Raw genomic sequence first — 22643 nt, forward strand, 5'->3', positions numbered from 1 at the left:
GATTTAAAGATTGATGATTTTAATTATTTCCATGGATCAAGAACCACTTTTACACAGCCGTCTTCTTTTTTATCGAAAATTTCGTAGCCTTTGGCAACTTCGGTAAGAGACAGACGGTGCGTAATGATATCATCAAGAACAACCCGACCGCTCTGAACATGATCCATAAGATCATCAATAATCGCATGAACGTTACACTGTCCTGCCTTTATTGTAATTCCTTTATCGAAAATCTGTCCTAATTTGAAATTATCGTAGTTCACGGGATAAACTCCTAAAACAGAAACAATTCCTCCTCTTCTTACGGCACTCATACAAGCTTCAAGCACTTTAACAGAACCTTTTTCAAGATTTAAAACCGCTTTGGCTCTGTCCAGTAAATTTCTGTCGGGCTCAAATCCTACTGCATCAATGCAGACATCCGCACCTCGTCCTTCCGTCATATCTCTGATCTGCCGGATGACATCTCTTCCGTCTTCCCAGAGAATTGTATCGCAGCCTGTAATGTTTTTAATCTGATCTAAACGGTATTGCTGGGTATCTATAACGATCACTTTTCTGGCGTTGTGCAGGATGGCACTTTTTGCAGACATGGAGCCTACAGGACCTGCACCGAAAATCGCCACCGTTTCTCCTCCTTTCAGTTCTCCCCAAAGTACTCCGGTGTAACCTGTAGGAAAAATGTCCGTAAGGAATAAAACCTGTTCATCGCTTAAGTTTTCAGGAACTTTTCTCGGTCCCACATGAGCGTAAGGAACTCTCACGTACTGCGCCTGTCCGCCGTCGTATCCTCCGTAAAGATCTGAGTATCCGAAAAGCGCTCCTCCTTTTTCCGTAACAATTCCTCCTTCCGGACCGTAATGTTCGGGATTGCTGTGTTCGCAGGCGGTGGGAAGATCGTGCTGACAAAAAAAGCAGCTTCCGCAGGAGATAGGAAACGGAACGACCACTCTGTCTCCTACTCTTAAACTGGTAATGTTTTTTCCGACTTCTTCTACAATTCCCATAAACTCGTGCCCCATAACCATGGGTCTTGCCTGAGGAATACCTCCCGAATACATATGAAGATCGCTTCCGCAGATCGCTGTGGAAGTTACTCTTAAAATAATGTCGTTCTGGTCTTTGATAATAGGATCATCCACTGTATCGCAGGTGATATTTCCCGGCGAATGAATAACTGCTGCTTTCATATTTTACTATTTTAGGTTTGGTGTGTAATTAATCTGAAGGAATTTTAAATCCTTTCATTCCCAAATATACCTTGTATCCGGTGCTGCAGTTTATGACCTGTGTCATAATATTATTTCCTGAAAAGCACTAATAAAATAATACTTGCTCAGTATCAGTAATTTAACCTAAAATAAATGGTAAGATCGGAATTAATCGAATCATGATATGGCTGTAAAACAGTGATCTTTCTTTACTTGTAATATAATTTATCAAACTTGTGTGAAATTAACAAATGATAATTCGGGTAATTTAGATTTTACTTTCCTTTGTTATATAAAGATACACAATAAGGAAAATTTGATTAACCTATTAAAACCCAAATGAAATAGAGATCTTATTTCGAGAAAGACAGATATTGAATTTTATCTGTCTTTTATTTGTATTACCTCTGAAGAGATTCCGGTCTGCTTTATTTTTCGGATCTTCTCTGAATTCTTTTTTTAATCCTGCTTAATGATACGGGCGTAATTCCTAAAAGTGAGGAGATATATTTTGCCGGAACCCGACTGATAATTTCCGGATATTCTTTAGAAAATTTAATGTACCGTTCTTCAGCAGTGAAAAAGATGAAATCTTCCTGCCGTATGATATATTCTGCGATTAAATTCATCATAAAATCGAAAGCTACAGACAGCATCCTTTCATTGGAATAAACGTAAGACTGAAGTTCGGAGAGCTCAAACCGGTAGAAAATGCAGTCTTCCAGACATTCGAAGTACAATCTGCTTTCCAGATTACGGATCAAAGCGTAATAATCTCCGAAATGGTCTCCTTCGAGTCTTATGAAAATGGTTTTTTCAAGCTCATTTTTGCCTGAAACATAATACGTCCGTACAATACCTTTTTTAATAAAGTAAAAGTATTGGCAAACATCCCCCGGCTCTATGAAGATAGCACCGGCGGTATAAGTTTCAACGGCTATTTTTCCCGGATAATGATAGACATCATCGTAAGAAATACTTTTTATTTTGTCCGCCATAGCTTCTGCTATTTCCTTTTTATCGTGCATTGATCATAATTTTACGGTAACACTTTGTTTTGAGGGACGAATAAAAAATGGGTAATAAATTCATGGAATCATTAAACGATGATTTCTTTTTGCAGTGCCCGATTTTTATCGGGAATTCCGAAATTAAGCTGATTCAGAAGTTCCGTATCTTTGTAAAACAGATTCTTTTTTTTCATGATAATTCCTCTAACCTCTTTCTTTTCAAAGCATTTCTTTTCTAAAAGATCTGCATAAAATCTATGGCAATCGGGAGTTTTTATCTTTTGTATTTTTTTATTCATTGATGAAGAGTGGTTGTAGGAATTCTGTAATCTTCTGTTATTTGTTTCACTGAACACAGTAAAAATAATTTTCCTATGTGTGTATGTCTTTAAGAGAATCCATAAAGCAAATAGGAATTTCTGAGATTCTAAAAGTGTGTTAACAGTTGTCTGAAGCTCTCCTGTGCGCAAGAGAAAACAGGGTAGAATACAAATCATCAAGCCCGAAAGGCTTACCAATAAAACAGTCTGCACCCGCTTCGAATGCTTCCTTTCTTTTGAGGCTGTCTATCGAAACCGCTATAACGGGTAGTTTTTTAAGCGTCTGCTGTTCACGGATTTTTTTGATAATCCCGAATCCCGACAATGAGTTCAGCATATCTACAATAACAATATCCGGAGCGAATTGCTCTATCTGTTTTACAGCATCTTTATTTTTATCCTGAGACTGAACCACGTAGTTTTCCTGCTCAAGTATATCCTGCAACACTTTAAAAGTTGCATAATTATCATCGAAAATCATAATTTTATTCTTATTCATCGTGTTCGGAAATAAAACAATTCAATTTTATATTTTATAGCAAATAATAAAGTGAAACTGAAAAAAAATAGTTTTTTAAACGTTATATTTCTCACAGCAAAGAAAAAATATTATTTCGGGAAGAAAATTAACTTATGTTAATTCCAATCAGATAAATTCTTTGGATGAAATCAGTTTTTAGGATACAGCCTTCTTTTTATTCTGCTCAACGATGCGGGAGCCACTCCCAAAAGAGAGGCAATATGCTTTTCCGGTATGCGCTTCATAATTTCAGGATTTTCTTTTGCGTATTTAAGGTATCTTTCTTCGGGGTTTAAAAAAATAAAATCTTCGTTACGGGAAAGATGCTCTCCCAGTAAAAACAGGGTATAATGTAAACTGAACTTCATCAACCCTGAATTCTGCCGAAGGTATTCCTTTACATCATCAAAATTAAACTTATAAAGGATACAGTCTTCTTCGCATCCATAATAAAGTCTTGCCGAAGAATTTAATATTAATGAGCAGTAATCGCCAAAAAAATAGTTTTCCATCCTTATGTATACCGTTTTTTCCATATTTTTTTCATCACTAAAGTAATATGCTCTCACCATTCCTTTTTTAATGAAATATAAAGACTTTACCTTATCTCCGGGATAAATTAATAAGCTGCCGTTTTTATGATGTTCTATTTTTACTCTGCCTTTATAATTCAGAATATCAGTATCCTGCATACCCGGAATTATCTTTCCCAATGTTTCCGCAATATTGTCTAAAGTACCCATGGCATTTAAAAAATTTCTTCTTTGAATATAACAATATTTAGCGTTTTATTTTAATAATTATTCAAAATATTATCGTTTAATTAGAGAGAAATGCATAATTAAATACATAATCCTGTGAAATTAAATATTATACAAAATTTATTTAACCAAAAAAAACAGCCCTTCCGGACTGTTCCATATAATTTTTAAGATGATGTTATTTACCGGCGCGGGAAACTCTCCAGACAATCCCTCCTACATCATCTGCCACCAAAAGAGAACCATCTGCGATCTGAAGGACTCCGACAGGTCTTCCGTACACATCACCTTTTGCTTCGTCTGCTATAAATCCTGTAAGAAAAGGCTGATAAGAAGCTGCCGGTTTACCATTGGCAAAAGGAACAAATGCAACCTGATATCCTACTAAAGAAGATCTGTTCCAAGATCCGTGCTGTCCGATAAATGCTCCGTTTTTGTATTTTTCGGGAAACTGCGAACCTGTATAAAATGTTAAACCTAAAGAGGCAGTATGACTTCCCAAAGAAACGTCCGGAACAATTGTTTTCTGTACAAGATCCGATCTTTCTCCTTTTCTTCTCGGATCTTCATTTTTACCGAAATAGGAATATGGCCAGCCATAAAAAGCATTCTGTTTTACACTGGTAAGATAATCCGGAACTAAGTCATCGCCTAATTCATCTCTTTCATTTACTACAGTCCAGAGTTCTCCGGTTACGGGATTCCAGCTCATTCCGACAGGGTTTCTGAGACCAGCTGCATAGATGTTCTCCCCGCTTCCGTCGGGATTTACTTCCAAGATATTCGCTCTTCTCACCTCTTTATCCATCCCGTTTTCTCCTACATTACTTCCCGAACCTACGGAAATATAGATTTTAGATTGATCCTTATTGGCGATCAGGTTTCTCGTCCAGTGATTGTTATATCCACCCGCAGGAAGATTTACAATCTTTTTCCCCGGTTTTGTAATCTTCGTATCTCCCAATTTGTAAGGATAAACCCATAAACCATCGGTATTTGCCACATAAAACTGATCTTTAATAATCAACATTCCGTAAGGCTGATTAAGATTGGCTAAAAATACGCTGGAAGATTCAGGAATTCCGTCTTTATTGGCATCACGATAGAGAATGATTCTGTTGGCAGATTTTCCTCCTACTTCAGCATCACTTTTTCCACTAATGTCATTTTTAATTTTCTCCGAAACAGTACGTTCAGAATTGGATAAAACCACAAAAACATCTCCGTTTTCAGCCTGAATCATATTTCTGGGGCTTTTAATGTTTTCTGCAAATCTGGCTACGGTAAATCCTTCCGGAGCCACAGGCATTTTTCCTTTTGCCCAGCCCAGAACATTGCTGAATTTTGTTTTACTGTTTTTTTCATCCGGTGCAGGAAGCTTCAGAGTATCTGTTTTGGTGACTGCAGTATCGCTTCCTGTTTTATCATTTTTATTCTCTTTACAGCTCAACATCAGTAAAGCTAACACTGGTAGAATGTAGTTTTTCATATATTATAAGTTGTGATTTTGTTTCTGAGAGATTACAAAAAGTATTCCTTTAAGAAAAAGGCTATTATTCGTGAATATCATTAAGAGGTATTATTTAAATGAAGTAAAAATCAGATATAAATTACAATGATTTTAATATTTATTTAAGATTGGCTTTGTTTTTGCCACGAAACGGATATGAAGACAATTTTTATCGTTGAAGATGAGACAGGCATCAGAGATGCATTACAGCTACTCCTGTCATTTGAGAATTATGATGTACGCTCTTTTGCCACTGCGGAAGCGTTTAATAACAGAGACCACTCTGTAATTCCTGATATTTTTATCATGGACGTAAAATTACCGGACGGTCTGGGTACGGATCTGTGCAACCAGATTAAAGAAGATCCTGCAACAGCTCAAATTCCTGTCATGATTATCAGCGCTCATGCAAAAGCAGCCCATGTGGTAAATTCCTGCAAAGCAGATGTTTTCATCCCTAAACCTTTTGACATTGATGATGTGATCGTAAAAATTGAAAATCTGGTAAAAGAACCTAATCTTCAGTAATTATCACCCACAATCCATACAAGATCCTCCCATTCGATTTGGAGGATTTTTTTAATTCCTGATATTAAAATTTTCAGCAGGCGGTTGAAAAAATTTAACATTTAAATAATGTTAAAACCTGACAAGTTTGAAAATAAAGGACTTGTAATATCCACTATTTTTTAATTTCGGACAATTTACTGTCGGTAAAAATTTATTTCCATCGATTATTTTTAACAGATTTTATGTTCAATAACTCAACAAAAAGCCATTAATTTTAAATAAGTTAAAACACTTTAGATTATTTATTTATGATTTTAATTTAGTTGTACAATTTTCTAAAAATGCGTAATTTTACGAATCTTTTTTACTTAAAAAATCTAATAAATAAAAATGAATACAGAACAGTTTGTGAGCCGTCACATTTCCCTGAATGAAGCCGATAAACAGGCGATGCTGGAAAAAGTTGGCGTTTCAAGTATCGAGGAGCTTATCTCTCAAACCATCCCTTCTTCTATCCGTTTAGAAAAAGATCTTGAAATCTCAGAACCGCTTTCAGAATACGAAATGCTGATCCATTCTAAGGAATTAGCATCGAAAAATACTGATTATACAAGCTACATCGGGTTCGGATATCACAACACTTTGCTGCCATCGGCTATTCAGAGAAATATCTTTGAAAATCCGAGCTGGTACACCGCTTACACTCCATATCAGGCGGAAATTGCACAGGGAAGACTGGAAGCTCTTCTTAATTTCCAGACTGTTGTGTGTGATCTTACGGGTTTTGCTCTGGCAAACGCTTCATTGCTGGATGAATCTACTGCGGCTGCAGAAGCAATGCATATGTTCTTCAATAACAGAACGAAGGATCAGAAAAAAGCGGGAGCAAACAAGTTCTTCGTTTCCGATCTTGTTCTTCCTCAAACGGTTTCTGTATTAAAAACAAAAGCAGAAGGTCTTGAGATCGAAATTGTAGAAGGAGATCACAAAACGCATGAGTTTGACGGTTCTTACTTCGGAGTTTTATTACAATATCCCGGGAAAAACGGAATTGTTTTAGATTATACAGAAAACATCGTAGAATATAAAAAATTAGATCTTCAGGTAGTTGTTGCCTGTGATCCGATGGCTTTGGTGAAGTTAAAATCTCCGGCTTCAATGGGAGCAGACTGTGCAGTGGGAACAACGCAGAGATTTGGTATTCCATTGGGTTATGGCGGTCCTCACGCAGCATTTTTCTCTTGTAAGGAAGATTATAAGAGAGATATTCCGGGAAGAATTATCGGGGTTTCTCAGGATATGTACGGAAGACGTGCTTTGAGAATGGCTTTGCAGACCAGAGAACAGCACATTAAGAGAGAAAGAGCGACTTCAAACATCTGTACCGCTCAGGTTCTTTTGGCTGTTATGGCAGGAATGTACGCTGTTTATCACGGTCCGAAAGGATTAAATTATATCGCAGATCAGATTCATTTTAAAGCCAATGCTTTGAAGGGAGGCCTGAAAGCTTTAGGATATGAAATCGTGGAAGAACCGATCTTTGATACGGTAAAAATCACGATGAATGAAGATGAGAAAGGAAGACTGATGAGAATGATGCTTGATCACAAATTAAACTTAAATTACTTCACAGAAGGAGTTGTAAGTATTGCGATCAACGAAAGTACAACATTGGATAAATTAAATTATCTGATGGCTTCTTTTGCCCAGTTCAAAGACAAGCAGACTTTCAAATTAGAAATTAAAGAAGGATACAGCATTCCGGAAGAGAATTTAAGAAAAGACGAAATTCTTACGGAAGAAGTATTCAACAAATACCATACGGAAACAGAATTGATGCGTTACATCAAACGTCTGGAAAGAAAAGATTTATCGCTGACACACTCAATGATTTCTTTAGGTTCCTGTACGATGAAACTGAACGCCGCAACGCAGATGTTACCGCTTTCATGGGACAATTGGGGTTCAGTTCATCCATTTGTACCGGTTGATCAAGCAGGAGGTTATCAGGAAATGATCCGTGAACTGGAGAAAGATTTAGCTAAAATCACAGGTTTTGCAGGAACTTCTCTTCAGCCGAATTCCGGAGCTCAGGGAGAATATGCAGGATTGATGGTCATCAGAGAATATCACATTTCAAGAGGTGAAGGTCACAGAAACGTTGTATTGATTCCTCAGTCTGCACACGGAACCAACCCTGCTTCTGCGGCAATGGCAGGAATGAAGATTGTTGTGGTTAAAAACCTTGAGAACGGAGAAATCGATTTCGAAGATTTAAAAGCAAAAACAGAACAGCATTCTGAAAATCTTTCTTGCGTAATGATCACATATCCATCTACATACGGATTCTTCGATGCCAACATTAAAGAAATTACCGCTTTGATCCACGAACACGGAGGACAGGTTTATATGGACGGAGCCAACATGAACGCTCAGGTTGGATATACCAGTCCCGGAAACATCGGAGCAGACGTTTGTCACTTAAATTTGCACAAAACTTTCGCAATTCCTCACGGAGGAGGAGGTCCCGGAGTTGGTCCGATTTGTGTGGCTAAACACTTAGTTCCTTTCTTACCTTCCAATGCCAATATCACAATCGGATCAAAAGACGCAATTGAAGGTATTTCAGCAGCGCCTTACGGTTCAGGTTTAATTCTGAATATTTCTTATGCTTATATTAAAATGTTAGGAAATTCAGGATTGAAAAAATCAACGGAACACGCTATTTTAAATGCTAATTATTTAAAAGAAATTTTAGCAGAACATTTCCCGATTTTATATTCAAACGAAAACGGAAGAGTTGCCCACGAATGTATCGTAGATTTCAGACAGTTCAAATCTTTAGGAATTGAAGTTGCTGATGTGGCGAAAAGACTGATGGACTATGGTTTCCACGCTCCTACGGTTTCTTTCCCGGTTGCAGGAACTTTAATGATTGAGCCGACTGAATCTGAAAGCAAATCAGAAATTGACCGTTTTGCAGAAGCTTTAATTGCCATCAAACAGGAAATTGATGAGATTGCAAATGGTGAAGCAGATGCAGCCAATAACGTATTGAAAAACGCTCCTCACACGGAACAATTGGTAATCTCCGATTCCTGGGATAAACCATACAGCAGAGAAAAAGCAGCTTATCCTTTAGATTGGGTAAGAGACCACAAATTCTTCGCTACAGTCTCCAGAGTGGACGAAGCTTACGGAGACAGAAACTTAGTTTGTACCTGTGAGCCGATTGAAGCTTATATGTAATTAAAAGTTTTTAGTTATAGAAAAATCCCTTTCAGTGATGAGAGGGATTTTTTATGTCATTGCGAGGAGCGAAGCGACGAAGCAATCTTGTTGTAATTTATTAAGACTGAAAACCAGATAAGTAATCTATATTTTTATCTGACAATTAGGAAGCGCTTTTTGTAATTTATCCAATTCATTTCTTTCTATATTATTCCCTTTCAAGTCTAATTGTCTTAAATTTAATAGATTAAAAAAATTATCCGGTAAATTTGTTAGTTTATTATCTCTCAATTCTAGACGATGTAACTTTTTCAAATTACAAATCGATATTGGTAACCATCTAATATTATTTTCATTTAGTAATAAAAACCGCAAATTACTCAGGTTTCCAAACTCTTCAGGAAGTGATTCCAATTCACAATTAATTGCTGCAAAACTTTCTAAATTAACACACTCTGTAAGCTCAATTGGTATTGATCTGATGGGGTTATCATTTATCGTTAAAATTTCAAGTTTTTTTAATAACCCTATAGATCTTGGGATTTCTTTAATTCTATTGTTATTAATATAAATTTCCTCAAGTTTCAATAAACTTCTAAAAATACTATCCGGTAAAATCTCAAATTTATTATAACCAATTTCAAAACAGGTAATATTTATATATTTCTCTATATCCTCCGGTAATTGAGACGACTTTCCTATCCAATTTTCATCATTTCCCAAGTCAAATGAAAAATAATCTTTAGGTAATAAAGTATTCATATTGAAGATATCTCTGAATTGTTACTACTAATAATTTTTCTTAAAATATATTACGTATTGTTATCAATAATTTCACACAAAGCCGTCACCACTTCGCGTTGTTTTCCATTCGGGTATTTTTCCGAATAGTTTTTCTGTAATGCCGAAGAATTGTAGTTATTGCTTTCCAGCAGTTCTTCTGATAAGCTGAAAATGTAATTGAGTTCTTTAGCTTCATCTACATATTTTCCATTCGGGAAGAGATTTTCGTATTTTTGAACCAAATCATTGGCGGCAATAAATTCGTGCGTATCTTTAATCATCAGTGAACAGAGACCTTCTTCACTGTAAATAAGAAATTTGTAAGAATCTACCGCAGATTCCCAGATGTTTTCTTCACAGGCTTCCGCATCGAAACCATATTCTAAAGCTTTGGTATAATGCGATGTTGCACCCCAGTAATCATTCTTGGAAAGATAGATCATTGCGCCGATCTGATTATGGTAGATAGCTTTATTGTCGGGAAATCTCTTGAGTAAATTTTTAGAAAGGTTTAAAGCTTCTTCGTAGTTTCCTTCCTGAATGGTATTAGAAAGTTCCCAGAAACCGTTTTTCTCTTCTTCTGATGCAAAATTGATTGCCATAGCGTATTAGTTTTAAATTTAGAGCCCTAAAGTATTAAAAATGTTTAATTTCAGCTATTATTTAATGAAAATTTTTATATAATTCTAAGATTTTCAATTTATCGTGAAGGTATTTCAGATGATTTTTTAATCGCATCTCCTAATTTGGTCTTTGAATGGTTATTGCTGGAAAAATGTACAAAATAACCTCCTCTTTCTCTCAAGCCGTGGAGATTTAATGTTAAAGAAATGTAGTCAGTAAAGCTCATTGTAGAATGGTCTGTAAAAGAATTGCCGTAGTTATCTCCTTTATACACAGTTGGATCGTCATCAGAATTAAGATCTAAAGCAATCATATTGTATTCCGAATAAAAATCAAATATTTTCAGGTCATCATCCACATCGAAATGCTCTTCCCATTTTTCAAATAAAACCGTTTTTAAAGGCAGTATCTGGATAGATCCGATATGATTGTCATAAGCATCTAAATTCCAAGCTTTACCCGCTCTTACCCTTCTGTCCACGTAAGGTTCCTTATAATCCCATAAAATTTGAATGTGACCGAATAGGCTGTAAAATTCTTTGACAGCCGAAGGAATTTTCCGTTTTAATTTTTTCTCATATTTTTCAAAATCCTCATTGCTTAGAGGTTTTCCGATCGAAAAATAGTGGATGTAAAGATCTTCACGCTGAAGCAGGCTTCGGATCATGTTATAGAAATCTCTTTTAAGATTGGGGAAAAAACTGAGTGACAAGTGATTTTCCAGCAGTTCTTCTTCAAAAAGATAGTTGCGGTTGATATAACTGTAATTACCGGAAACAAAGAAATCGCGACCGATCAGCAAATAAACATCCTGATCTTTGTTAAATTTTTTCACTACGGCTCCATAATTCTCAAGCCTATTTTTAACATCACCTTTCTTACCGGCAAGGATAAATTTTTTCGACTCTGTATATACTTCAATCTGTCTTCCTTCGATTTCTTTTCTGATCAATTCCATTCTGCTATTTTTTTTCAGTTATTGAGTTTAGAGTAAATTTTGCAAGCTCAATATTGGCTGTTGTAGCATCAGATAAAAAAATAAGATGTCCTAGAAGGTTTTTGGCTTCTTCCTTCTTTCCATTTTGGTCTAGTAAAATTGCCTTATTTATTTCCAGAATTCCTTTGGTATCTGCGTCAGGATTTTTTAACAGACCTTGTTCAATAGCGTTAAACTTTTCTGCTTTGTTATCCATAAGATTGGCAAGTTCTTTCCATGCAGGAGCAAAATCAGGAACTTTTTCGGTTAAGGTTTGGGCAATTTCTAATTTCTGTTCCTTATCATCCGTCCATTCTATTTGCAGATAAGCTAAATAGAGACCTTTAGGAAATTTTCCCGACTGCTCTCCCTGAAGAGTGTATAAAGCTGTTTTTGTAGTGAAAAATCCTTTAGGTGAAAGATCATCAGTTTTTTTATAAAATTTTAAAGCATTATCGAAATCCCCTTTTAAAAGATAAGTAAAAGCAAGATCATAGATAGGATATGACCAGTCGGGTTGAATTTTTATGGTTTCTTCAAGTTTCGAAATGGCAAGATCATATTTTCCTGACTGCCCGAGTTCTCTAGCTTCTCTATGCAGTTTTCTTGCTGTTGGATCAATATTTTTATTATCCATAATTTCATAATTTATTTTTCCTGTTGTATTTTCTAATTCACTTTTCGTAATCATATGACCTGCTTTATCTTTAAAAACAATATCATTTGTTACAGATTTTGCTTCCTCTGATTTATTTTGGCAGGAATTTAAAATTAAAAGAATACACCCAAAAGTAAGAAATGATTTTTTCATCATTTATATTATTTTTACTGTAAAAGCTTTATAATTTCTGTATTATTTTTCTCTTTTGCCATATCCAAAGCTGTTTTGCCGTCCTTATTTTTAATTGTTAAATCAGGCTTGTATTGAAGCAGAAATTTCACCGTTTCCAAATTTCCACCCTGAGCGCAGTACATAATTGGGGTTTCATTGTCAGCATCAATATTATTAATATCGGCGCCGTTTTTTATAAGATATTCCGCGATGTTTAAATAGCCTTTGCTGATTGCGCTTGCGAAAGGTGTTGCAAGATCTTTTGCTCTGGAGTCTACTGTAGCTTTATTTTCGACTAGAAATTTTACCACCTCAAATCTGTTATTTCTTGTGGCAAAACGTAATGCAGTCCATCCGTTAACATCCTGAAAATTTGGATTTGCTTTATTGCTTAGAAGTAATTCTACAATTTTTATAAATCCTTCCTGAGAAGCAAAATTCAGCGGAGTGGCAGTGCTTTCTAAAGGCGCATTAACATCGGCGCCTTTTTTTATTAAAAGTTCAACCAGTTTTACGTTTCCAGTTCCTACTGCAGAATATAAAGGCGTTATACCCTCTTTTGATTTTTGATTTATATTTTCTCCTTTCTCCAATAATTTTGTTACCTTTTCGATGTCCTGACTTTCAATAGCATTAAAGATTTTTTGAGAAAATACAGAGTTGAACGTAAATAGAGATAAAGCGACCAAGAGGTTTTTGGTTTTCATAAGGTTAAAGTTTTATTTGAAATTTAAATTTATAATTTCCAAATATAAAACAATATCTTATTAATCAATTATCATTGCCGGACCAAAAATTCTTTTCCTGTCCATTAAAATAGAATCAAAATTTATCTTCTCAAAAGAATCATTTCTGCTGTAATATTCGAATTTATACCTGTAAATTTCAATAATCTTATCTTTGACTTCCTTGTTAGGTTTACGATCGTATTCATCACACAGACAAAGTGCTAATTCGCGTAAAGCAGACTCATACTCCCACTGATTTGTAACAGCTTGATCATTAATTTTTATTTCTTTTTCTTCACCATGCAAAGGATAGTTGACTTTACAGTTTTTGAAAGTAATTTCTCCACTATATTTTTCAGAGCATGAAAGCAAAAACATCAGAAGAACTTGAAAAAAAGCCTGATTTCATTTGGGAAACTATATCTTTTCCGCTTTAGCTTCCAATGATTTTATCAAATTCCCTTTCACCAAAGTAAAAGCATAATCTTTCGCTTCCGCAAAAGAAATATCATATTTTCTTTCAATATATCTCAAATCTTCAGGAAATTTCGCAAGCAAGTCGTCGTAAAAATCATCTAAAAATTGTTTTGAAGGCAGTGCATAATCTATTTTAAGCTGAAAACGTCTTAATAAAGCCGTATCAATGATTTCAGGATGATTGGTCGCACATAAAAGAAGCGCATTTTCCGGAAAGTAATCAATCAATTGAATAAGAGTATTTACGAGACGTCTCATTTCGCCCACATCTTTATCGTCGCTTCCTCTTGCTTTCCCAATCTGGTCGAGTTCATCAAGGAACAGGACAGATCTTTCTCTTGCCGCTTTATCAAAGATCATTTTGATGTTCTGGGAAGTTTCCCCGATTCTTGAAGAAACGATATTGCTTAAATTGAGGATGATGATGCTTTTTCCCAAAGCATTGGCAATGGCTTTTGCCGTCATTGTTTTTCCGCAGCCTGAACTTCCCTGAAGAAGAATTTTGTTGTTAACCGGAAGACCAAATTCCAGAAGTTCTTTGGAAAATGTATTTTCTTTTATGAGCTGTACAAGCTGTTCTTTATTGTGGGGATCAAGGAAAACATCATTAAGGGTAACTTCTTCTTTGTCTTGAATAATAAGATTGTACAGATTCATTTTTCGAAAATTATATGCAAAGATAAAGGTTATCCAACAAAAAAGCCGAACAAATGAATGTTCGACTTTCTATCGGCTATTATAAAAATTAAAATTATCTTCCTTAGTGTAAAATCTTGCTGTATGTTTTTTGTGCCCTTTTACTCGCGCTGAGTAAAAGAGCAGTCAATCTTTGCAGATTGAAAACATATAACAATATAATTTCGTCTTTGTTCAGGAACTGAATTTCTCCAGATCAGAACTTTCTAATTAGTTTCTTTCTCTTCTTGCTGCTGCGAAATAAGAGGCGAATACTACTAAACATGTTGCAATTCCGATGTAAGTGATCATTTTGTTTAATTTTTAATTATTTGACTATTTATTATCAATTTTACATTTGCAATATTACGACTTTCAAACAAGGTTCCAAAATAAATAATCATGATGTATATCAGTGTTTTAAGTAGTTTTTGTTTAAGATTTAGATAAAAATAGTTTACAAATAATTAATATAAAAATGAAAAAATAATATGGCTTTTTTTGATTTATGTGCAAAAAATTATTGATCTGTTAAATATTTTGCAGCTTGTATTTAAAAGTTGATAATCCAAAAAAGAAAAAATGCAATACATAATAACATTTTCGGGGACAATAATATCTCACTTATTTTTGATATTTAACTTTCGCAATATTAAGAAATGTTAGCATAGAAACTCTACAAGGCACATTTTCGAGTATTTTTTTTGAATAAAATTTTTTAGAGTAAAGAAAAAAACAGCTTTTTTCAGAACGAAAAATGATAGTATTTTTTCTCATTTCCTGTTAACATAGCAGAAATTTTTGAAGAAGAATAGTTATTTCCTACAATTTTTTCCGGATGATATAGGAAAATGTTAAAAGCGGAATATATAAACTCATTCAATTATAAAGAGGAATCAGATCCAGAGATTGATAAATCAAATTACGATCGTCTGTGTCTTTTTTAATGTCCATTTACCGCTTTTGAAAACAGCTTCTATAAATCCGCCGCCCGCCCCACTTCCGTAATCGATCAGAAACCGTTCTTTATCATCGGTTTTTTTAATCTTTCCGACATAATCAGGAAACATTCCGAGACGATAATCTGATTCTAAATGAGACTGTTCTTTTTCTGGATAAATAAGAACTTTTATACTTTCCGGATTCATCTTTTGAAAATAATCGCAGTCAGAAAAATATCCTGCGAAAAAGTAATGGCTTTCAGAGAAATGAAACTGCTCGTAATCGTCATTCACAATTTGAGAATACAGATCCGAAAACTTTGATTTTTCAGATTTGTACAGGGGATTTTTATCGGTAAAATCATTTATTCCGTCTTTATCCGTATCTGCTGAATCCGGATTTAATAAGATTAGTTTTTCAAACAGGTCATTAAAGCGGTCTTTATCGCTGTCTTTTAAAACTTCTTTCAGATCAATATCAAAAACCAGCCTGTCTTTTACAGCTTCTTTTGAAGGAGATTCGGGATATGCCCAATTTCCGCTTATTCTTACAAAACTTCCGGAAAGTATGATGCTGTTTCCGGAAACAAAAATTTCAGGCTGATTTTCATTAAGATGGGTAAACTTACTCAAACCCAGATAATAAGCATTGGGAATATTGTTTTTAATTTCAAGAAGCCAGTATCCGAACTGGTTTTCACCAATTCCATAGATAAGACCATTTTCTTTCTGAATATTTTTATAATAAAACTGATCGCCGAAATTTTTCTTCAGTTCAGAAAATTTCAGGTCATATTCATCCATCCGCTTTTTGCTTTCCTTTTCATCAAAGAAATTACTGTTAATTTCATCCTGTTCTTCCTCAAAACTTTTAACGTTTGCATCGACAGAAAATTTTACATGTTTCGGATTGGATTTGATAATGGTTTCAGGCTGATCCAACTCAAACTCTTTGTATTGAGATTCTTTTTTATTTTCGCTTTCAAAGCAGTTTCTGTCAATTTCATACTGTTTACAGGAAAACAACACAAGAGCAATTAAAATATACGTGAGTTTCATGGCTGATTAATTTTTCTAATACAATTTCTGATCTTTTTCACAGAAAAAACTCGTTCTCTTCCCTTTTCCGGTTTCTTTTTTCACAATTTCCAAACCGCATTTCGGACATTTTTCCTGATGATACACTTCAAAATGTTTTCTCAGGACATTCGCTTTTTTCCATTTCTTAAAATCGAAACTGTAATTTCTGGCTTCTGCAATCAGTTCCTTTAATTTTTTTGAAGGTAAATTTTTAATAAGCGTTTCAGGATGAACTTCAATTCTGAACAAAGCCTCATTTTTGATAATATTGCCCACTCCCGCAAAAATATCCTGATCCATCAAAGCATCACAAACCATCATTTCAGGATTTGCTTTCAGCCTTTCTTCTGCCTTTTCGGGATTCCACAGATCGCTCATCACATCGGCTTCCCAATCGATATCTTTTAAAAATTTATCTTTTACCGTTTTTACATTGCAGGTATAAAAAAACATTCCGCCGTTCTTAAAGATTAAGCCCAGACGAAGATTCTGCGCCTGATCTTTTCTTTCAAATAAGCTGTAAGAACCAAACATCAGCAAATGAATTCGGATATTCGCTTTATCAAAAATTAAAAACGTCTGCTTTCCGAAGGTTTTGATTTCGCGTAAAAAATGGTCTTTAATTCCTGTTGTTTCAGTAATCGAATTTCCTTTTACCTCCATTACTTTTTCGCCTGCAAATTTCTGCAGATCTTCTTTCATCAGAACAATCGGTGGACCTTCGGGCATAGAATATGAATTTGAGAATGTACACAACAATTATTTTGCCATGAATTTTTATTTATTCATAAACGTTTTGGATTTCGGGACAGATTTTTGTGAAGATTGCCGGCAATAATAAATTTAAAACTGGATAAGCCTAAACAAATGACCGGAATGAATCTTTTTATGATCATTCCGCTTCTCAGTTAAATGAAGCCCTGAATTCTTTCGGGGTTAAATTGGTCTTGCTTTTAAATAATTTATTGAAAGATTGAGAATGCTCAAAACCAAGCTGATAAGCTATTTCACCAACGGATAAATTGGTAGAGGTTAATATCACTTTAGCCTGTTCAATAATTTTATGATGAATATGTTGCTGCGTACTCTGTCCCGTTAGCGACTTCAGCATATCACTCAGATAATTGGGCGAAACATGAAGCTGCTCCGAAAGATACTGCACAGACGGAAGTCCTGACTCGATGATCTTATGACTGTTGAAATATTCATCAAGCAAAGTTTCCATTTTAACGAGCAAATCATTGCTTGCTTTTTTGCGGGTAAGAAATTGCCTGTTGTAAAATCTGTTGCAATAGTTAAGCAATAATTCCAGTTGGGAAACCATGACATCCTGACTGAATTGGTCTATTGAAGTCTGATATTCCTGCTCTATACTTTTGAAAATTCCTTCTAACATTTTTTCTTCTTTATCCGATAAATGAAGGGCTTCATTTATAGAATACGAAAAAAAACCATAATCTTTAATGGTTTTGCCCAGCGGATAATTCAAAATAAAATCCTGATGAAAAACCAGCCACCAACCCGAAACTTCATAGTTATCTTCGCTGTCAGCCGATAAGACTTGTTGAGGGGCGGTCATTCCCAATACACCTTCATCGAAATCGTAATAATTTTGACCATACTTTAGTTTTCCCTTCAGATTTTTCTTCAGAGATATTCCGTAAAAATTAAGACTAAAATTTACTTTTCCTTTGGTATCAGAACGTCCAATATCATCCATTTTTATTAGACTTATCAGAGGATGCAATGGCTTTGAAAGTCCCAACAGGCTGTGCAGTTCAGAAACGGAATTTATTTTTATATTCGGTATTTTATTTCCCATCTTTCAAACTTATAAAAAATCATTAAAGCAAAACAAAATCCTGTCCTGCTTTAATGATGTCGATTCTTATTATTTGTCTTTTATAAACAGCCAAGCCCAGGCAATCAGCAAAAACTGAAAAGGCAGCCTTATTATGCTTGCTGTAAAATTCTCGTTACCGGTTCTGTAATAATCAACACTTTGAGGAATGTGGATTACAAAGAAAAAAACAAGTAACATTACAATAATTAATTGAGCCGACATTGCTCTGGTTTTTAACGGAATAAGCAGAACCGCCAATGCAATTTCGGCAACGCCGCTTGATAAAATCAGCAGTGAATGCGATGGAAGCCACGAAGGCATCATCGCATTATACTGTTCCGGTTTAATGAGATGCATCAAACCCATAAGAAAGTAAAAAGCAGCTAAAAGATAAAGCAATATAATTTTTACTTTTTTCATTTTTTACCTATTGAGCATTTTCTGAAACTTCTTTCCATTCTTTCCATGTTTCTAGCCTTTTGCTGTAAGCAGGTTCAATCATCATCAAAGGAAGCGATCCTAAAAACAGTCTCAATGGCGGATTTTCGGCATCTGCCAATTTTAAAATAGCATCGGCAGTTGCTTCCGGATTACCAAAAGACATATTTTTGCTGTTTTCAAGCATAGCGTTCCTTAGTGTGCTGTACGCCTCGATGGGTTTGCTGTGGCTTGCTGAAGTCGTAGCCCAGTCTGTTGCATAAGCAGCAGGTTCTATTAAGGTTGTTTTGATGCCGAACTGAGCAACTTCCTGATTTAGAGACTCACATATTCCTTCTACAGCCCATTTTGAAGCATGATAAATACTAAGACTTGGAAACGCCATTACTCCGCCAATACTTGATACCTGTAAAATGTGTCCCGCTTTTTGGTCTCTCATAATAGGCAAAACGCCTGAATCATCCACAGAGAACCAAATACATTGGTTTCAATTTGCTGCCTTGCCTCAACTTCAGAAATTTCTTCTACATATCCGAAATGTCCATACCCTGCATTATTAATAAGGATATCTAATTTTCCAAAATGACTGACTACCTTTTCAACGGCTGAAAAACAATCTTCTCTATTGTCTACATCTAATGTTACAGGTAATACGGCATCACCATATTCAGATACCAGTTCTTTCAGCGTTTCAGTATTTCGTGCCGTTGCCGCTACTTTATCTCCTCGCTTCAATGCAGCTTCTGCCCATACTTTTCCAAAACCTTTTGATGCTCCTGTGATCAGCCAGATTTTTGATTCCATCTTTTTTTTATTTAAATTGTTAATGATGATACAAATTTCAGCCGATCTGTCCGGATATTTGTAGCCAAATCTCAGAATATTGTATCCAAAAACTAGCGATGAAGTTCTTTAAACATTTCAATATATTTCTCTTTGAACAGCTTTTCGGCATTTTCAGGGAAACGGAAACCATCGGGTCCCACGTAAATCTGTCTGGTTGCGTGATCTTGATCTGAAATCCTGATCTGGTTGTATTTCGTTAACCACACATCGAAATGCTCAATCAGTTTTGTGGCTTCGTCCAATAATTCAGGAGGTAAAGCATGACCGTTATTGATGAGCAGATCTCTGATGTGCTGATTGGATTTTAAAATAATTTCATCTTCATAGAATCTGTCATATTCCTGTATTTTGGAATATTTGTTCTGAAAAGCGAGCTTTAAACGGTTCAGATGAATGTAAACCTGTCCTAACAATTCTACCGTATTTTTCCGCCATTCAAAATAAGCCGTATCTTTTTTGGATAACGCTTCAAATTCCCTTTTCAAAACGGAATTGTATTTTTCTGTTCTTTTGTGAAAGAAATAAGCAATTATTGCGGTGAAAAATCCTGTAACAATCGTGCTTCCAAGGATTTGTTTAAAAAATTCGGACATGATTTCAGTTTTTTGAGTTAATGATCCTAAAATTACGATGAAAATCAGCAAAATGTCACAGGTATTTTACGGAAAAACAAAAGCGGGAAACACGATATTTTTCAGAAAAATCCTTCCGATTAGTTCGTAAAAAATAAAATTTGAAGTAATTTTGAAAAATGATGAACTTAAACCAGATTTTCACGAATCAGCGTACCGGAAACAATCCACAGACAAAGGCTTCAAGAACGGATTTTCAGAGGGATTTTGACAGAATTATTTTCTCTTCGGCTTTCCGGAGACTGCAGAATAAAACGCAGGTTTTTCCGCTTCCGGGAAGTGTTTTTGTACACAACCGTTTAACGCATTCGCTGGAAGTTTCTTCTGTCGGAAGAAGTCTGGGAAGTGTCATGGGTGAGTTTATTCACGATGAGTTTAAAAATGATCTTACAGAAGATTCCAAAAACTTTTACCTTCACAATTTAGGCAACGTTATTGCGGCGGCGTGTCTGTGTCACGATGTCGGAAACCCCGCTTTCGGACATTCCGGAGAAGATGCGATTGCGAGTTATTTTGAAAGAAATGAATCTGATTTAAAGCCGAAATTCAACGAAAAAGAATGGGCGGATCTGGTGAATTTTGAGGGAAATGCGAATGCAATAAGAGTTCTGGCGCAGCAACAGCAGGGAAAAGATGCGGGAGGAATTCAGCTTACCTTTTCTACTTTGGCAAGTATCGCCAAATATCCGTGTGAAGCCATTGCTAAAAAGAAAGGAATCATTCACCGTAAAAAGTTCGGATTCTTTCAGAATGAAAAAGATATTTTCCTTGAGATTGCAAAAGGCACAAATTTAATTTCAGAAAGCGAAGAACCTTATATTTTTAAGCGACATCCTTTTGTCTGGCTGGTTGAAGCTGCAGATGATATCTGTTACAATATTATCGACATGGAAGATGCGCACCGATTGGGAATCGTTTCCACAGCGGACTGCAAAAACCTGTTCTTTGAATTGGTAAAATCTGAAACAGACGATATAAACAGAGTAAAAGACAAGCTGGATTCCATAGGAAACGAAAACGAACAGATTTCTTATTTAAGAGCCAAAGTAATCAATGCATTAATCAACAAATCGATTGAGCTTTATAAAAATAACTTTAATACCATTCTGGAAGGAAATTTAGAAAAAGGTCTTCTGGACATTTATAAATCTGAGAATAATGCTTTGCAGGATATCGAATCTTTCTCAATAGAAAAAATCTACAACCATAAAGCCGTTGTGGAAATTGAAAATGCAGGTTATAATGTAATGTATGAATTGCTGGATCATTTTATTCCCTCCATTCTAAAATCACATGATGAAAGAAAATCTTACGACAAAAAAGCGTTAAAACTATTACCTAAACAGTTTGTATACGACGATGGAACCGATTACCAGAAAGTTTTGGGTGTGATCGATTTTGTTTCCGGAATGACAGACAATTATGCAACCGATCTTTACCGTAAAATTAAAGGAATCGACATCGGAATGACGGTGTAATTGCGGTTTAGTTAAATAAAAAAATTAAAACTTCTTCAATTTATCATTGTTGAAGTTTTTTACGTCTTAAACTGAAGGTAAATTCTTTTTCTCCGTGATAACAACTGCTGATTGTTATAACCGTACCATTCAATTATTTTTCATATATTTAAACAGACACGGATGAAAATATTTCATCCGGTCAGAATTTATAAACCATTTAAAAAATCAGATTATGACCTATTTCGGAATTATTGTTTTTATAGGATTGGTAACCTTGTTTGCTTCTTTTTTCACGGTGAAACAGGAAACCGCAGCCATTGTAGAGCGACTCGGAAAATTCCACTCCGTCCGTCATGCAGGTTTACAGCTTAAAATTCCTTATCTGGACAGGATCGCAAAAAGGATGAACCTCAGAATCCAGCAACTGGATGTAATGATTGATACAAAGACTCTGGATAATGTTTTTGTGAAAATGAAGATTTCCGTTCAGTTTCAGGTGATCAGAACACAGGTTGCGGATGCTTTTTACAGGTTGGAAAGTCCGCACGACCAGATTACATCATATGTTTTTGATGTCGTAAGAGCCGAAGTTCCGAAATTAAAACTGGATGATGTTTTCTTAAAAAAAGATGATATTGCCATCGCTGTAAAAGCAGAACTTCAGGAAGCGATGCAGAGTTACGGATATGATATCATCAAAGCTCTGGTTACAGATATCGATCCGGATGAGCAGGTAAAACACGCCATGAACAGAATCAACGCTGCCGAAAGAGAAAAAACGGCAGCAGAATACGAATCTGAAGCCCAGAGAATAAGAATTGTAGCCGTGGCAAAAGCCGAAGCGGAATCTAAAAAACTGCAGGGACAAGGTATTGCAGACCAGAGAAGAGAAATTGCAAAAGGCCTGGAAGAGTCTGTAAGAATGCTGAACAACGTTAATATCAACTCTCACGAAGCCTCTGCGCTTATTGTTGTTACGCAGCATTATGACACGCTTCATTCTGTAGGAGCAAGCAACAGAAGCAATCTTGTTTTACTGCCCAATTCGCCCACCGCAGCAAGCGGAATGCTAAATGATCTTGTGGCCGCCATGACCACTGCCAATACAGTAGGAGAAATGACCAAAGGAAATTATCCTAAACCGCCGAATGATCACGATCACAATACAAACAACAGCAGATAAAGCAAAGAAGCCGTCTCACAACTGAGGCGGTTTCTTTGATTAAAACATTTGT

The 22643-nt window shown here is 35.5% G+C and carries 22 protein-coding genes and 1 pseudogene; 4 read left to right on the forward strand and 19 right to left on the reverse strand.

Annotated features, from left to right (window positions below):
• Positions 1-23: 23 nt before the first annotated feature.
• The 6 genes from KKI44_RS04785 to KKI44_RS04810 form a co-directional block, all read right to left on the reverse strand.
• Positions 24-1190, reverse strand: coding sequence for a zinc-dependent alcohol dehydrogenase (locus tag KKI44_RS04785; protein ID WP_214590079.1), 1167 nt, complete (start codon positions 1188-1190; stop codon positions 24-26).
• Between the two features lie 449 nt (positions 1191-1639).
• Entirely contained in the window at positions 1640-2239 is a 600-nt protein-coding gene (locus KKI44_RS04790) for a Crp/Fnr family transcriptional regulator (RefSeq protein ID WP_214590080.1), read from the reverse strand.
• Between the two features lie 71 nt (positions 2240-2310).
• Positions 2311-2520: a hypothetical protein gene (locus KKI44_RS04795; RefSeq protein WP_214590081.1), complete on the reverse strand. Its 210-nt coding sequence runs from the start codon at positions 2518-2520 to the stop codon at positions 2311-2313.
• 139 nt (positions 2521-2659) lie between these two features.
• The gene (locus tag KKI44_RS04800; RefSeq protein ID WP_214590082.1) at positions 2660-3040 is read right to left on the reverse strand and encodes a response regulator; all 381 of its coding nucleotides are present in this window, start codon (positions 3038-3040) and stop codon (positions 2660-2662) included.
• Positions 3041-3210: 170 nt separating this feature from the next.
• The gene (locus tag KKI44_RS04805) at positions 3211-3804 is read right to left on the reverse strand and encodes a Crp/Fnr family transcriptional regulator (RefSeq protein ID WP_214590083.1); all 594 of its coding nucleotides are present in this window, start codon (positions 3802-3804) and stop codon (positions 3211-3213) included.
• 196 nt (positions 3805-4000) lie between these two features.
• A complete protein-coding gene (locus tag KKI44_RS04810) occupies positions 4001-5311 on the reverse strand; it encodes a PQQ-dependent sugar dehydrogenase (protein WP_214590084.1) in 1311 nt (436 codons plus the stop codon).
• 177 nt (positions 5312-5488) lie between these two features.
• Here KKI44_RS04810 and KKI44_RS04815 point away from each other — a divergent pair, with 177 nt between their 5' ends.
• Both KKI44_RS04815 and gcvP read left to right on the forward strand, forming a co-directional pair.
• Positions 5489-5860: a response regulator gene (locus KKI44_RS04815; RefSeq protein WP_214590085.1), complete on the forward strand. Its 372-nt coding sequence runs from the start codon at positions 5489-5491 to the stop codon at positions 5858-5860.
• A 372-nt stretch (positions 5861-6232) separates the two neighbouring features.
• Positions 6233-9091: an aminomethyl-transferring glycine dehydrogenase gene (gcvP, locus tag KKI44_RS04820; RefSeq protein WP_214590086.1), complete on the forward strand. Its 2859-nt coding sequence runs from the start codon at positions 6233-6235 to the stop codon at positions 9089-9091.
• A 126-nt stretch (positions 9092-9217) separates the two neighbouring features.
• Here the strand turns inward: gcvP and KKI44_RS04825 are convergent, their stop codons facing one another.
• From KKI44_RS04825 to KKI44_RS04885, 13 genes and pseudogenes are all read right to left on the reverse strand, one after another.
• On the reverse strand, positions 9218-9835 hold the full coding sequence (locus KKI44_RS04825) for a leucine-rich repeat domain-containing protein (protein WP_214590087.1): 618 nt from the start codon (positions 9833-9835) through the stop codon (positions 9218-9220).
• A gap of 50 nt (positions 9836-9885) precedes the next feature.
• A complete protein-coding gene (locus KKI44_RS04830; RefSeq protein ID WP_214590088.1) occupies positions 9886-10458 on the reverse strand; it encodes a hypothetical protein in 573 nt (190 codons plus the stop codon).
• A gap of 98 nt (positions 10459-10556) precedes the next feature.
• Entirely contained in the window at positions 10557-11438 is an 882-nt protein-coding gene (locus KKI44_RS04835) for an SMI1/KNR4 family protein (protein WP_214590089.1), read from the reverse strand.
• A gap of 4 nt (positions 11439-11442) precedes the next feature.
• Positions 11443-12270, reverse strand: coding sequence for a tetratricopeptide repeat protein (locus tag KKI44_RS04840; protein ID WP_250902160.1), 828 nt, complete (start codon positions 12268-12270; stop codon positions 11443-11445).
• An 11-nt stretch (positions 12271-12281) separates the two neighbouring features.
• On the reverse strand, positions 12282-12995 hold the full coding sequence (locus KKI44_RS04845) for an ankyrin repeat domain-containing protein (protein ID WP_214590090.1): 714 nt from the start codon (positions 12993-12995) through the stop codon (positions 12282-12284).
• Between the two features lie 60 nt (positions 12996-13055).
• Positions 13056-13394: a hypothetical protein gene (locus tag KKI44_RS04850; RefSeq protein ID WP_214590091.1), complete on the reverse strand. Its 339-nt coding sequence runs from the start codon at positions 13392-13394 to the stop codon at positions 13056-13058.
• Positions 13395-13433: 39 nt separating this feature from the next.
• Positions 13434-14150, reverse strand: coding sequence for an AAA family ATPase (locus KKI44_RS04855; protein ID WP_214590092.1), 717 nt, complete (start codon positions 14148-14150; stop codon positions 13434-13436).
• 935 nt (positions 14151-15085) lie between these two features.
• Complete coding sequence (locus KKI44_RS04860) at positions 15086-16168, reverse strand: hypothetical protein (RefSeq protein WP_214590093.1); 1083 nt, start codon at positions 16166-16168, stop codon at positions 15086-15088.
• 15 nt (positions 16169-16183) lie between these two features.
• A complete protein-coding gene (locus KKI44_RS04865; protein ID WP_214590094.1) occupies positions 16184-16918 on the reverse strand; it encodes an endonuclease in 735 nt (244 codons plus the stop codon).
• A gap of 175 nt (positions 16919-17093) precedes the next feature.
• On the reverse strand, positions 17094-18011 hold the full coding sequence (locus KKI44_RS04870) for a helix-turn-helix domain-containing protein (RefSeq protein ID WP_214590095.1): 918 nt from the start codon (positions 18009-18011) through the stop codon (positions 17094-17096).
• A 69-nt stretch (positions 18012-18080) separates the two neighbouring features.
• Positions 18081-18452 (reverse strand): DoxX family protein, encoded by a 372-nt coding sequence (locus KKI44_RS04875; protein ID WP_214590096.1) that lies wholly within the window; start codon positions 18450-18452, stop codon positions 18081-18083.
• A gap of 7 nt (positions 18453-18459) precedes the next feature.
• Positions 18460-19274, reverse strand: a pseudogene (locus KKI44_RS22835) (SDR family oxidoreductase).
• Positions 19275-19366: 92 nt separating this feature from the next.
• Positions 19367-19909, reverse strand: coding sequence for a hypothetical protein (locus tag KKI44_RS04885; RefSeq protein WP_214590097.1), 543 nt, complete (start codon positions 19907-19909; stop codon positions 19367-19369).
• A gap of 161 nt (positions 19910-20070) precedes the next feature.
• Between KKI44_RS04885 and KKI44_RS04890 the strand changes: the two genes are divergently transcribed.
• The gene (locus KKI44_RS04890) at positions 20071-21426 is read left to right on the forward strand and encodes a deoxyguanosinetriphosphate triphosphohydrolase (RefSeq protein WP_214591103.1); all 1356 of its coding nucleotides are present in this window, start codon (positions 20071-20073) and stop codon (positions 21424-21426) included.
• Between the two features lie 214 nt (positions 21427-21640).
• Positions 21641-22591: an SPFH domain-containing protein gene (locus KKI44_RS04895; protein ID WP_214590098.1), complete on the forward strand. Its 951-nt coding sequence runs from the start codon at positions 21641-21643 to the stop codon at positions 22589-22591.
• Positions 22592-22643: the final 52 nt, after the last annotated feature.

The organism is Chryseobacterium sp. ZHDP1 (assembly GCF_018603435.1).
GTDB lineage: Bacteria > Bacteroidota > Bacteroidia > Flavobacteriales > Weeksellaceae > Chryseobacterium > Chryseobacterium indicum.

Coding starts and splice junctions, on each gene's coding strand:
- KKI44_RS04785 (WP_214590079.1), bottom strand. CDS start 1,190: ATGAAAGCAGCAGTTATTCATTCGCCGGGAAATATCACCTGCGATACA.
- KKI44_RS04790 (WP_214590080.1), bottom strand. CDS start 2,239: ATGCACGATAAAAAGGAAATAGCAGAAGCTATGGCGGACAAAATAAAA.
- KKI44_RS04795 (WP_214590081.1), bottom strand. CDS start 2,520: ATGAATAAAAAAATACAAAAGATAAAAACTCCCGATTGCCATAGATTT.
- KKI44_RS04800 (WP_214590082.1), bottom strand. CDS start 3,040: ATGAATAAGAATAAAATTATGATTTTCGATGATAATTATGCAACTTTT.
- KKI44_RS04805 (WP_214590083.1), bottom strand. CDS start 3,804: ATGGGTACTTTAGACAATATTGCGGAAACATTGGGAAAGATAATTCCG.
- KKI44_RS04810 (WP_214590084.1), bottom strand. CDS start 5,311: ATGAAAAACTACATTCTACCAGTGTTAGCTTTACTGATGTTGAGCTGT.
- KKI44_RS04815 (WP_214590085.1), top strand. CDS start 5,489: ATGAAGACAATTTTTATCGTTGAAGATGAGACAGGCATCAGAGATGCA.
- gcvP (WP_214590086.1), top strand. CDS start 6,233: ATGAATACAGAACAGTTTGTGAGCCGTCACATTTCCCTGAATGAAGCC.
- KKI44_RS04825 (WP_214590087.1), bottom strand. CDS start 9,835: ATGAATACTTTATTACCTAAAGATTATTTTTCATTTGACTTGGGAAAT.
- KKI44_RS04830 (WP_214590088.1), bottom strand. CDS start 10,458: ATGGCAATCAATTTTGCATCAGAAGAAGAGAAAAACGGTTTCTGGGAA.
- KKI44_RS04835 (WP_214590089.1), bottom strand. CDS start 11,438: ATGGAATTGATCAGAAAAGAAATCGAAGGAAGACAGATTGAAGTATAT.
- KKI44_RS04840 (WP_250902160.1), bottom strand. CDS start 12,270: ATGATGAAAAAATCATTTCTTACTTTTGGGTGTATTCTTTTAATTTTA.
- KKI44_RS04845 (WP_214590090.1), bottom strand. CDS start 12,995: ATGAAAACCAAAAACCTCTTGGTCGCTTTATCTCTATTTACGTTCAAC.
- KKI44_RS04850 (WP_214590091.1), bottom strand. CDS start 13,394: ATGTTTTTGCTTTCATGCTCTGAAAAATATAGTGGAGAAATTACTTTC.
- KKI44_RS04855 (WP_214590092.1), bottom strand. CDS start 14,150: ATGAATCTGTACAATCTTATTATTCAAGACAAAGAAGAAGTTACCCTT.
- KKI44_RS04860 (WP_214590093.1), bottom strand. CDS start 16,168: ATGAAACTCACGTATATTTTAATTGCTCTTGTGTTGTTTTCCTGTAAA.
- KKI44_RS04865 (WP_214590094.1), bottom strand. CDS start 16,918: ATGCCCGAAGGTCCACCGATTGTTCTGATGAAAGAAGATCTGCAGAAA.
- KKI44_RS04870 (WP_214590095.1), bottom strand. CDS start 18,011: ATGGGAAATAAAATACCGAATATAAAAATAAATTCCGTTTCTGAACTG.
- KKI44_RS04875 (WP_214590096.1), bottom strand. CDS start 18,452: ATGAAAAAAGTAAAAATTATATTGCTTTATCTTTTAGCTGCTTTTTAC.
- KKI44_RS04885 (WP_214590097.1), bottom strand. CDS start 19,909: ATGTCCGAATTTTTTAAACAAATCCTTGGAAGCACGATTGTTACAGGA.
- KKI44_RS04890 (WP_214591103.1), top strand. CDS start 20,071: ATGAACTTAAACCAGATTTTCACGAATCAGCGTACCGGAAACAATCCA.
- KKI44_RS04895 (WP_214590098.1), top strand. CDS start 21,641: ATGACCTATTTCGGAATTATTGTTTTTATAGGATTGGTAACCTTGTTT.